Consider the following 11,133-nt stretch of genomic DNA (forward strand, 5'->3'; position numbering starts at 1 on the left):
AGCCTGCGTTTTCCAGAGTGGGAAGGACATCCTTCACATAAATTTGCAGGCTGCGGACCAAAATGAGGATTGAACATGAGCGAAACGCTGACCCAAGCAGCAGAAACGCTGAACGCAAAAATGGATGGTGGCTTTGACGGCTCCGCCAAATTCGACATCACCGGCATGGGCACCATCATGCTGGATCAGAACGGGGCCCGCGTCGCCGACGAAGAGGCAGAGGTCACCATGACCGCCGACGCAGAGACGTTTCAGTCCATCATCGAGGGTGAACTGAACCCGACCACCGCGTTCATGAGCGGCAAGCTGACCATCGACGGTGACATGGGCACCGCGATGAAACTGGCATCGGCGATGGCCTGATGGACGCGCGCCCGATGGATCTGACCCCCGCTCCCTTCTTTGCCGATATCGCGCGAGGACCAGACGGCGGGCAGGCCCATTGGGTGAGCACCAGCGATGGCCTGCGCATCCGCGTGGGCCATTGGCGCCCTGCGGGCGCTGAGAAGGGCACGTTGCTGCTGTTTCCCGGGCGCACCGAATATATCGAAAAATACGGCGGAGCTGCCCAGGATCTGGCAAGCCGAGGCTATGCAACGCTGGCAATCGACTGGCGCGGCCAAGGGCTGGCGGACAGGATGCTGCCGGAGCGGCTTCTGGGTCACGTCGTCGCCTTTCGCGATTTTCAGAAAGACGTCCAAGCGGCGGTCGAGCTGGCCGATCGGCTCGCTCTGCCGAAACCATGGTTCGTCCTCGGCCATTCTATGGGCGGCGCCATTGGTCTGCGCGCAGTCATGGAAGGGCTTCCGGTCAAAGCCTGCATTTTTTCCGCCCCGATGTGGGGAATTCAGATCCCGCCCGCGCTGCGGCCCGTGGCGCGGCTGCTCAGTTCTATGGGTGACCGGTTCGGCATCGGCGCAATGCGGACCCCGACGACAACCCTAGCCCCATATGTGCAGGCCAGCCCGTTCGAGGGCAATTCGCTCACCAATGATCCTGAGATGTACCGCCTGATGCAGGATCAGCTTGCGGCACAGCCCGATCTGTCGCTTGGCGGGCCGACCGTCCGATGGCTGGGCGAAAGCCTGCGAGAATGTGCAGCCCTTGCGAAAATGCCCTCACCCGCACTGCCCTGCATCACCTTCCTCGGCACACAGGAACAGATCGTCAATACGGCAGCCATTCATGACCGGATGGCGCGCTGGCCGGGCGGCGAACTGGATCTGGTCGAGGGCGCGCAGCATGAGGTGATGATGGAAGGGGCTGAAACCCGCCGCGCCATTTTTGACAAGATCACCCGTTTATTCGATCAATACGCAGACTAGGTTCACCCCGGACAGGCTGACGCGATCAGCGTTCTTAAAATCTCGCGCGCAGTGCCCCCTGCCCAGCCAATAAATCGCCGCCCGACGCGGGCCGCTTGCTTGTGATCCCCAGCCCTCGCGCTTAGATGTCGGAGAAGACACACAACAGCCCGAGGTGCCCTGATGTTCAACGCTCCCTTCCTTGACCGCGACCTGATGCGAGACGCCAACGCCAATGATGCGGGCGGTGCCGGGCCGGATGGGCTGGGCAATCTGCCTGAATGGGATCTGAGCGACCTCTACACCTCTGAGGATGCGGCAGAGCTGGATCGCGACCTCAACTGGCTGGAGAACGAATGCGCCAGTTTCGCCAGTGACTACGAAGGCAAACTGGCCGATCTGGATGCCGACGGTCTGCTGGCCTGCGTCTTGCGCAACGAGAAGATCAACGCCATCGCCGGGCGGATCATGTCCTTTGCTGGTCTGCGCTATTATCAGCTGACCACCGATGCCGGTCGCGCCAAATTCATGTCCGACATGCAGGAGAAGGTAACGATCTTCACCACGCCGCTGGTGTTCTTCTCGCTTGAAATCAACCGGATTGAAGACGCGGCACTGGAGGCCCATTTCGCCGCCAACAGCGATCTCGCCCGCTACAAACCGATTTTTGACCGTATTCGCGCGATGAAGCCTTATCAGCTGTCTGACGAGCTGGAGAAATTCCTGCACGATCTGGGCGTTGTAGGCGACGCCTGGGAGCGGCTTTTTGACGAAACGATTGCCGGCCTCACCTTCACCGTTGACGGCGAAGAGTTGAACATCGAAGGCACGCTGAACCTGTTGACCGAACAAGACCGCACCAAGCGGGAAGCCGCGGCGCGCGAACTTGCCCGGGTGTTCTCCGACAACATCAAGATCTTTGCCCGTGTCCACAATACCCAGGCCAAGGAAAAGGAAATCCTGGACCGCTGGCGCGGGATGCCCTCTCCGCAGATGGGACGCCATCTCTCCAACCACGTCGAGCCGGAGGTCGTCGAGGCCCTGCGAGAAGCTGTGGTGGCCGCCTACCCCAAGCTGTCGCATCGCTATTACGAGCTGAAGCGCAAATGGCTGGGGCTGGACCGGATGCAGGTCTGGGACCGCAATGCGCCGCTGCCAATGGAGACCTCCCGCACCGTCAAATGGGAGGAAGCACGCAAGATGGTGATGGATGCCTATAGCGCTTTTGATCCGCGCATGGGCGATCTGGCAGAGCCGTTCTTTGACAAGGGCTGGATCGACGCCGCCGTGAAACCGGGCAAGGCGCCGGGGGCATTCGCTCACCCGACCGTCACCGATGTGCACCCCTATGTGATGCTGAACTACCTCGGCAAACCGCGCGATGTGATGACGCTCGCGCATGAGCTGGGCCACGGCGTGCATCAGGTACTTGCAGCCGAGCAGGGCGAAATGCTGTCGTCAACGCCGCTGACGCTGGCGGAAACCGCATCTGTGTTCGGCGAGATGCTGACCTTCCGCAAGATGCTGGAAAACGCCAAGGACAAGAACGAGCGCAAGATCCTCTTGGCAGGCAAGGTCGAGGACATGATCAACACGGTCGTGCGCCAGATCGCGTTCTATGACTTTGAATGCAAATTGCATGCCGCCCGCGCCGAAGGCGAGCTGACCCCTGATGACATCAACGCGCTGTGGATGTCGGTACAGGCCGAGAGCCTTGGTGAAGCCTTTGATTTCATGGAGGGCTACGAGACCTTCTGGACCTATGTACCGCATTTTGTCCACTCCCCTTTCTACGTCTACGCCTATGCTTTTGGCGACGGGCTGGTGAACGCGCTCTATTCCGTCTACGCCGAGGGGGCCGAAGGGTTCGAGGACAAGTATTTCGACATGCTGAAAGCAGGCGGCTCCAAACACCACAAGGAACTTTTGGCGCCCTTTGGCCTGGATGCTTCTGATCCCACCTTCTGGGACAAGGGCCTAAGCATGATCTCCGACATGATCGATGAGCTGGAAGCGATGGAGGGGTGAAGCCGATTACCCTGCGCTCGGCGGCGCGCAGCGAGCTTGATCTGGTCGCCCATACAAGTGTGGAACCGGATCAGGTCCGCTTCTCTGGCACCGTGGCGCAGGCCTTTGAAGAAGACGAGGACGGCGTGGATTTTTACGCCATCCTCGACGGCATCCGCGCGGTCGGGTTCTTGAAGATCGACCGCCTTTAACACGAAACCTATGATTTCGCCTCGGCAGATGAGCTGGGCCTGCGCGCGCTTATGATCGACCGCGGCGCGTAGGGTAAAGGTTATGCCCCCACAGCCGTCTCTGCTTTACAGAGCAATCTGCCGACCCAGTACCCGGCCCGCCATGCAGTGGTGCTGAGGGTGAATTTGCAAAACTCTCCGGCGGTTCGCTGCTATTTGAAAGGCGGATTTCAGGACACCGGCGGCATCTATCCCCATCGCCTTGCCGGCCCCCGGCACATCCTGCGGATGGCCCTACCGCGCGAATAAACCATTATCAATCGCCGCCAGGCGGCGGTCACCCCAGGCAGCAAAAGCCTTTACACTCCTGGAACCGCACTGTCGGATTTTGGGACAATTTATGGTATAGTTTCGCCGTTCACCAGTTTGAGGGGATGAGTAATGTTTATTTTCAAAAAAATTTGTGTTTTGGCGATTGTGTCAGCCCTGGCAGCGACGCCAGTTTTCGCAGCGGGCCCCGACCGGAAAAACCGCGTAAGCGGACAAACGGTTGTCGAGCTTTATTCCGGCAAGACATGGATATGGAGCAAAGGGGGCTCGTACTGGGCGCCTGACGGGAGCTTCCAAGCCGTTTGGGAAGACAGCGTTGGCTTGGGGAAATGGTACGCAACCTCAAAGGGCCAGCTGTGCTATGAGGCGCTCTGGTACAGCAGCGAAGGCGGGTCCGGGGATCAGAACAAAGAATGCTTCCGCCATGTAGCAGACAGCAAGGGCCAGCTGTGGAAGTACAGCGACAAGGACCAATCATGGTACAAGCCGACGAAGGAGTTCGCCGAACGCGTGAAGCCCGGGAACAAGATCTCGTCGCAGGTCCGCAAGCTGCGCAAGAAATACGGCATCTGACAGCCTGAGACAGCGAGCCGGACCGACTGAGTAGATACGGTTAGCAACGCATGCGAAACTGGTCCGCAGGATACCTGCACTGGAGACCTGCTCCCGGTAGACAAGTACGGTCAAGATTAACCGTCGAAGAGTGGCGCGCCGTAGCTGACGGCGCGCCACTGCTCACTGATGCGGGAAGTAATCTTCGCAGTCGCCGTCGCGGTAGACATCTGCCGTACAGCAGTGCAACCCGCCGCCAAAGGCATAGGCGTCGCGCAACTCGACCTCGACCACCTCCATGCCCAGCTTGTCCATTTGCTCGGCCTGATAGACCTCGGATTTCTCGACGCAGACGGTTTTCGGATCCAGCACCAGCACGTTCATCGACAGCCAGGTGGAGGAGTAGCACAGCGGCGGCGGGGTGTTATGGGCGGGCTGCGCCGCGTCAACGATGTCCCAGCCGTTCTTGTTGAACATCTCGCGCTGCTCTTCCGGCAGACGGCGCTGCGGGTTGTTCAGGATCAGGCCCGGGCGCAGCGGCGTGAACGTTGCGTCGATGTGGATCGGGTACGGGTCACCCGGGAAGTTAACCGTATGCACCCTGTGGTCGGGGAAGTGGCGGCGCAGCCACTCAATGCCCTTGAGGTTCGTTGTGAAGCCGTGCTGCACCACCAGATCCCTGCCAAAGCGCAACACGTCGGCGGCGTCAAACAGCGGCTCTTCCTCGGTGGTGACAAAGAATTTCTCCGCCGCCCATTCCAGACGCTTGGCCACGCCGATCTTCTCGCTGAGGTAATCCGGGTGGTAATCTGCGTCCGTGAGGCGCGGCTTCGGGGCGGCTTCGTGGCGGAACCTGGGGTCTTCTTCCCAGTACTTCTGCAAAAGCGGGCGGTAGTTCAGGTATTCGAACCAGCGGCAGCGGTAGGACATCGTCGCTTCCAGCATCTCATGGCCGACAGTCAGCAGCACGTCACGCGGCGGCATGCAGCCGAACTGGCTGTCGGTGTGGAAGTCCGGGGTGGTCACCGGCTGGGAATGATCAATCGAAACCGGCCGGTCCACCCGGATGCCGCGGTTCTGCAGCTGGCTGGCGAAATTGTCCAAAAGCTCATTGGCACGGTCGATGGTTTCCTGCGGGCGGCGGCCCCACTGGCCGCGCATGTCGCTATCTTCCGGCACCTTGGCATCCAGCGCGGGCTCTTCCGGCGGGATGTGGCAATCATCGGCACGGCCCACGATCACATGGCGCAGCGTGTCCCATTCATTCCAGCTTTTGACTTCAGTTTTTTCCGGCGACCAGGCCATGGATGCCTCCCTTGATCTCGGGAGGCAAAGGCGGGGCCTTCAATCTCCCGATTGAAAGTCCCGGCGTACAGGAGCGTGGTTTTGGGCCAGAGCAGTCTGCCTGCGGCGACGCCATCGCCTGTGAGCCCGGCTCGGGATATAGCATCCGCAGATGGCGCGGGGAAGATACTTCGGCGCGATCAAGCCGACGAAAGGACCATGTTACTTCAGCTGGCTGTCCTTGGAGCCGCGCCGATTGATTCCGCCACGCGCCTGCTGGGCGCCGTCGCGTTCCTGCTGACACTCGATACAGAGTTTGACGCCAGGGATCGCCTTACGCCGCGGTTCGGGGATCGGCTCCTCGCAATCGGCGCAATGTGTCAGGCTTTCACCGACCGGAGCGCGCCTCGACCTGAGACGCGCCAGCTCGTCACTGATTGACGCTTCGATCTGTTCACTCACCGCACCATCGCGGGTCCATCCTCCGGCCATGCTGTTTCTCCTCCTGTCCTGCGATCTGCTGGTTTCGTCCTGCTGCACCCTTGGTTGCGAAACGCCCTCCGCACCGCTCGGGTTCCGGTATCCGCCGGATCGCAGTCTACAATGCGGGCGCTTTATCGGGAACGAAATCGCGATCCGGGCTGTTGAGTATTCGACGACGGCACCGATGCCGTCTTTCTTTTGTGACCGCGCATCACTGGCATGACAAGTATCTGAGCCGAGCGCGGAATTGACCGACTCTGAAGGAGACGCCGCTCATGCTGAAGATCCACTGCCTCGCCTACTCCCGCGCAATTCGCCTGATCTGGCTGATGGAAGACCTTGGGCAACCCTATGATGTCACAACCTACGACCGCACGGATAACTTCAGGGCGCCTGAAAGCCTTGCCAAGATTCATCCGCTCGGCAAATCGCCTGTGATTGAGGACGCCGACATGAAGATAGCGGAATCGGCGACCTGCCTGCGGTATCTTTCTGATCGCTATGGTGACAGCCGCCATCAACCAGCTCCGGGGACAGCAGACGCATTGCGCCACGACGAGCTGCTCGACTACGTCGAGAGCTCCTTTGCCGACGTTGCGATGGGCGTGCTCCTGCCGGCCCTGAAGGGAGAGGATGCTGGCGATGAGGCCAAGAAAGCTCTGGACCTGCATCTGGACTACATCGCCCAGCAGCTTCCTGAAACGGGCTTGCTGTTTGGCGATCAGGCCGCGCTCGCCGATATCCAGTTCTCGTACATCCTCGCCAATCTGGCGGCGATTGGCGCGCTGAAAGATGCGCCGCGCGTCGCGCGCTACTGGACCGATCTGCAGGCACAGGATGGCTACAAGGCCGCAGTGGCGAAGGTGGGACCGATGGCTCCGTCGTTCTGACCCGTCGCCCCGCTGTGCCCCCCCAATTGTCCCAATCCCATTATCGAAATGAGGAAACCGTTATGAAAGTTCTTGTCGCAGGTGCTACTGGCAATACAGGCCGCCGGGTGGTGGAAAAACTCCAGCGCCTGGGCCATCAGCCCATCGCATTGATCCGGGAGGGGTCGGATACCAGCACGCTTCCACCCGGGACTGGCACGCGGCGCGGCGACCTTACCGACCTGCCTACGGATGTCTGCGAGGGGTGCGACGGCGTGATCTTTGCAGCAGGATCTGGCGGCGACACCTCTCGCGAGATGACGGACAAGGTTGATCGTGATGGCGCGAAGGCGCTTGTGGATCTTGCAAAATCATCGGGCGTGACCCGGTTTGTCATGCTTAGTTCGATAGGAGCCGGCGATCCCGATCCCGAAAGCGAACTTGCCCATTACCTGCAGGCCAAACACGACGCGGATGTTTATCTGGAACAGTCGGGACTGGACTACGCGATCCTGCGCCCAGTACGTCTGACTGATGGCGACGGCTGCGGAGACCTGCTGTTCGGCGAGCAGGTCGATCCCGAAGGCGTCGCCGCACGAGGCGATGTCGCCGCAACCCTCGCAGATGCCGTCAGCAACCCGGCATGGTCGGGAAAAACAAAGCGGATGCAGTCACTGTAGCCGCGGACCATCGCTGACAGCCCTCCTCCTTCTAGCGCAGACGCAGCTCTGTCGTCCCGTCAAAGAAATAGGCGTCAGCATTGTCAAAATCCAAGGCGACGGCGCTTCCTTCGGGCAGCGCCTCGTCCCCCCGTGTTTCGACAATGACCTTCTCTCCCGTTGGGGTGCGTAGATAGTCGTAGGACACACCGCCCAGCCGCTCGCGCAGATCAAGGATCAGATCGCTGTCACGGGCGACGACAGAGAGATGCTGCGGGCGCAATCCCACAAGGACCGATGCACCCTCTTCAGGCAGCGTGACAGAGGCCGCGATCCGGCGGCCGCCAAGAGCGGGTACTGTGACCGCGCCGCCGGAAACGGTCGCTTGAAGGAAATTCATGCTCGGCGAGCCGATAAATCCCGCGACGAAGCGGTTGTCGGGATCGGCGTATAGCTTCATCGGGCTGCCAACCTGTTCGACGCGACCGGCCCGAAGCACGACGATCTTGTCTGCCAGCGTCATCGCCTCCACCTGATCATGGGTCACATAGATCATGGTGGCGCCAATTTCCTTGTGCAGCCGAGCGATCTCGACCCGCATATCCACGCGCAGCTCGGCATCGAGATTTGACAGCGGCTCATCGAAGAGAAAGACATCCGGCCCGCGCACGATCGCACGTCCGATGGCGACGCGCTGGCGCTGCCCGCCCGACAGCGCCTTGGGTTTGCGTTTAAGGTATTGATCCAGCTTCAGGATCCGGCTGGCCTCAGCCACCTTTTCCCGGATCGCATCCTTGGGATGACCGGTCATCTTAAGCCCGAACCCCATATTATCCTCAACCGTCATATGCGGATACAGCGCGTAGGACTGGAAAACCATCGCAACCCCACGGTCAGCCGCATCCAGTCGTGTGACATCCCGCTCACCGATATGGATGCTGCCGCTGCTGGTCTCCTCCAACCCGGCGATCATCCGCAGCAGCGTCGACTTTCCGCACCCGGATGGGCCGACAAAGACGCAGAACTCACCGTCCTCAATGGTGAGGTCCACGTCGTGGATCACCTGAACGTCACCATATTTCTTGACGGCCTTGGCCAGAGTGACCCCTGTCATGTGTTCTCTCCCTCGGGTTAATTCGGAAATTGCCAGGTCTCGGCCGCTGCCGCGATTTCCTTGGCGGTTGTCATCAGGGCTGGTCGAAGCGTCTCCAGCTCCTCCAGCGAGCGACGCTGCACGGAGGAGGTGATCGACAGCCCGCCCATCACTTTGCCCGCCTCCGACAGGATCGGAACGGCAATGCAGATGATGCCCGGTTCATGCTCTTCACGGTCGAAGGCAACGCCGTCTTTGCGGATCTGCTGCAACTCGTCCATCAGCGCCTCTGGCGTGGCCAACGTGTTGGGCGTATGGGCAAAAAACGCCTGCCTGCGGATCGCATCCTGCTGCGCCTCCCGCGACAGATACGCGATCATCGCCTTACCCACCCCGGTACAGTAGCCCGGCCCTATTTTGCCCGCCTGGCTGAACATCTCAATCGGTGTGGCCGCATTACGCTTGTCGACGTAGAGTACCTGCCCCCGATCCAGCTGCGCCAGATGTATGGTCTCGCCGATATCCTGTGACAGCTTGTCCAGATAGGGCCGCGCCACCGGAGCCAGCGCGCTTTGCCGCCAGGCAGCATGAGCCAATCGCACCAGGCGCAAACCCGGAGCATAGGTCTGATGGGTCTCATCATAGGACAGCATCCCCTGATTGGTCAGCGTCTGCACCAGCCGGTACAGCGTCGCCTTGGGGTGATCCGAGGCCGCCAGCACCTCGCCGAACCGCATTGGGCGGCCCGCTTCAGCGATCTGATCCAACACGGCAAGAGCCTTGCCAACGGTGCCATCTGTCTCTCGCGATTGGGGCGCAGCTTTCGCCATCACTGTCCTTTCTCTGATCGGGCGGGGCCGATGTAACTGTTGACATCCTTAGCCGAGCGCGGTCATAGTTTCAATAGTTGGAATTTGGTTCCAATATATGAAACCAAACGACACACGTCAACAGGGAGGACGTCATGAAGACTTTGAAAGGAACAGTTGCGAGCCTGGCTCTCAGCCTCGGCCTGGCCACTGCGGCACAGGCTGAATTGAGCGGCACGCTCAAGATTTTCTCAGATATGTCCAATCCTGCGCCGCGCGCAGTAATGGAGGGGATGGCGGCTGAATTCGACGCGATGCACCCGAACCTGACCGTTGAGCTGACGGTGATCGACCGCGAGGCCTACAAGACGCAGATTCGCAACTTCCTATCTGCCAACCCACCGGACGTGGCCAACTGGTATGCGGCAAACCGGATGCGGCCCTATGTCTCTGCCGGGTTGTTCGAAGACATTTCCGACCTTTGGGCAGAGCCGGAAATCGCTGATGCGCTGGCTTCCACCAAGGGCGCAATGACATTGGACGGCAAGCAATGGGGCGTGCCCTACACCTACTACCAGTGGGGCGTCTACTACCGCGAGGACATCTACAACGAGCTTGGCCTCGAAGAGCCCGAGGACTGGGAGACCTTCAAAGCGAACTGCCAGAAGATTCTCGATTCAGGTCGCAAGTGTTTCACCATCGGCACCAAGTTCCTGTGGACGGCCGGCGGCTGGTTTGACTACCTGAACATGCGCACCAACGGCTATGATTTCCATATGGCGCTGACCAATGGTGAAGTCGCCTGGACCGATGACCGTGTAAAGCAGACCTTTGCCAACTGGCGGGAACTGATCGACATGGGGGCCTTTATCGACAACCATCAGTCCTACAGCTGGCAGGAGGCCCTGCCCTTCATGGTCAAAGGTGAAGCCGCCGCCTATCTGATGGGCAACTTTGCCGTGGCACCGCTGCGCGAAGCCGGTCTTGGCACCGATCAGCTGGATTTCTACCAGTTCCCGACCATCAATCCCGATGTCGAGCTGGCTGAAGACGCACCAACCGACACCTTCCACATTCCATCCGGCGCCCAGAACAAAGAAGCCGCGCGCGAGTTCCTGCGTTTCGTCGTCTCGGCGGACAATCAGACCAAGATCAACGGCGGCGCAGCACTCGGCCAGCTGCCTGTGAACTCAAAGTCCTCCGTCGATGATGACGAAATGCTCAATCAGGGCTTCGAGATGCTGTCCGCCAACGCGCCCGGTGGTATCGCGCAGTTCTTTGACCGCGATGCACCAGCGGAAATGGCCTCCGTTGCCATGGAGGGCTTCCAGGAGTTCATGGTCTTCCCGGACAATCTGGATGATATCCTGAACCGTTTGGAAAAGACCCGCGAGCGCGTCTACTGATCACTGCTGCTGGCCAAAGCAACGCGCAAGGCCGATCTGCCTATCGGCCCTGCGCAGCCCGGTCACGGACCGGAGCGCGCAATATGCTGAACCGTATCGGCCGTTCCCAGTCGACAGGCTGATATCAATCGACAAACAAGGGAGAA

Annotated in this window: 12 protein-coding genes; 8 read left to right on the plus strand and 4 right to left on the minus strand. The window is 60.2% G+C overall.

Annotated elements, in window-relative coordinates; translation table 11 throughout:
• The first annotated feature begins 75 nt into the window (after positions 1-75).
• The 5 genes from VWZ87_RS09910 (at position 76) to VWZ87_RS09930 (ending at position 4,405) form a co-directional block, all read left to right on the plus strand.
• Complete coding sequence (locus VWZ87_RS09910; protein WP_340544777.1) at positions 76-363, plus strand: SCP2 sterol-binding domain-containing protein; 288 nt, start codon at positions 76-78, stop codon at positions 361-363.
• Positions 363-1,325 carry an alpha/beta hydrolase gene (locus VWZ87_RS09915; RefSeq protein WP_340544776.1) on the plus strand — a complete coding sequence of 321 codons (963 nt, stop codon included), beginning with the start codon at positions 363-365 and terminating at the stop codon, positions 1,323-1,325. The genes VWZ87_RS09910 and VWZ87_RS09915 overlap by 1 nt, the downstream gene beginning before the upstream one ends.
• Positions 1,326-1,487: 162 nt before the next feature.
• The gene (locus tag VWZ87_RS09920; RefSeq protein ID WP_416534724.1) at positions 1,488-3,332 is read left to right on the plus strand and encodes a M3 family oligoendopeptidase; all 1,845 of its coding nucleotides are present in this window, start codon (positions 1,488-1,490) and stop codon (positions 3,330-3,332) included.
• Entirely contained in the window at positions 3,329-3,523 is a 195-nt protein-coding gene (locus tag VWZ87_RS09925) for a hypothetical protein (RefSeq protein WP_416534723.1), read from the plus strand. The genes VWZ87_RS09920 and VWZ87_RS09925 overlap by 4 nt, the downstream gene beginning before the upstream one ends.
• 420 nt (positions 3,524-3,943) lie before the next feature.
• Positions 3,944-4,405 (plus strand): DUF995 domain-containing protein, encoded by a 462-nt coding sequence (locus VWZ87_RS09930; RefSeq protein ID WP_340544773.1) that lies wholly within the window; start codon positions 3,944-3,946, stop codon positions 4,403-4,405.
• Positions 4,406-4,567: 162 nt separating this feature from the next.
• Here the strand turns inward: VWZ87_RS09930 and VWZ87_RS09935 are convergent, their stop codons facing one another.
• Together VWZ87_RS09935 and VWZ87_RS09940 are read right to left on the minus strand one after the other, a co-directional pair.
• Positions 4,568-5,689 carry a serine/threonine protein kinase gene (locus VWZ87_RS09935; RefSeq protein WP_416535880.1) on the minus strand — a complete coding sequence of 374 codons (1,122 nt, stop codon included), beginning with the start codon at positions 5,687-5,689 and terminating at the stop codon, positions 4,568-4,570.
• A 201-nt stretch (positions 5,690-5,890) separates the two neighbouring features.
• The gene (locus VWZ87_RS09940; RefSeq protein ID WP_340544771.1) at positions 5,891-6,160 is read right to left on the minus strand and encodes a DksA/TraR family C4-type zinc finger protein; all 270 of its coding nucleotides are present in this window, start codon (positions 6,158-6,160) and stop codon (positions 5,891-5,893) included.
• Between the two features lie 266 nt (positions 6,161-6,426).
• Here VWZ87_RS09940 and VWZ87_RS09945 point away from each other — a divergent pair, with 266 nt between their 5' ends.
• Positions 6,427-7,041, plus strand: coding sequence for a glutathione S-transferase family protein (locus tag VWZ87_RS09945; RefSeq protein ID WP_416535879.1), 615 nt, complete (start codon positions 6,427-6,429; stop codon positions 7,039-7,041).
• A gap of 62 nt (positions 7,042-7,103) precedes the next feature.
• Positions 7,104-7,700 carry an SDR family oxidoreductase gene (locus tag VWZ87_RS09950; protein WP_416535878.1) on the plus strand — a complete coding sequence of 199 codons (597 nt, stop codon included), beginning with the start codon at positions 7,104-7,106 and terminating at the stop codon, positions 7,698-7,700.
• Positions 7,701-7,731: 31 nt separating this feature from the next.
• On the opposite strand, the gene VWZ87_RS09955 is transcribed toward VWZ87_RS09950, so the two are convergent.
• Entirely contained in the window at positions 7,732-8,793 is a 1,062-nt protein-coding gene (locus tag VWZ87_RS09955) for an ABC transporter ATP-binding protein (protein ID WP_416535877.1), read from the minus strand.
• A gap of 17 nt (positions 8,794-8,810) precedes the next feature.
• Positions 8,811-9,602 carry an IclR family transcriptional regulator gene (locus VWZ87_RS09960; RefSeq protein ID WP_340544767.1) on the minus strand — a complete coding sequence of 264 codons (792 nt, stop codon included), beginning with the start codon at positions 9,600-9,602 and terminating at the stop codon, positions 8,811-8,813.
• 134 nt (positions 9,603-9,736) lie between these two features.
• Between VWZ87_RS09960 and VWZ87_RS09965 the strand changes: the two genes are divergently transcribed.
• Complete coding sequence (locus VWZ87_RS09965; protein ID WP_416535876.1) at positions 9,737-10,987, plus strand: ABC transporter substrate-binding protein; 1,251 nt, start codon at positions 9,737-9,739, stop codon at positions 10,985-10,987.
• Positions 10,988-11,133: the final 146 nt, after the last annotated feature.

This window comes from Phaeobacter sp. JH20_37 (assembly GCF_048056015.1).
Lineage (GTDB): Bacteria > Pseudomonadota > Alphaproteobacteria > Rhodobacterales > Rhodobacteraceae > Phaeobacter > Phaeobacter bryozoorum.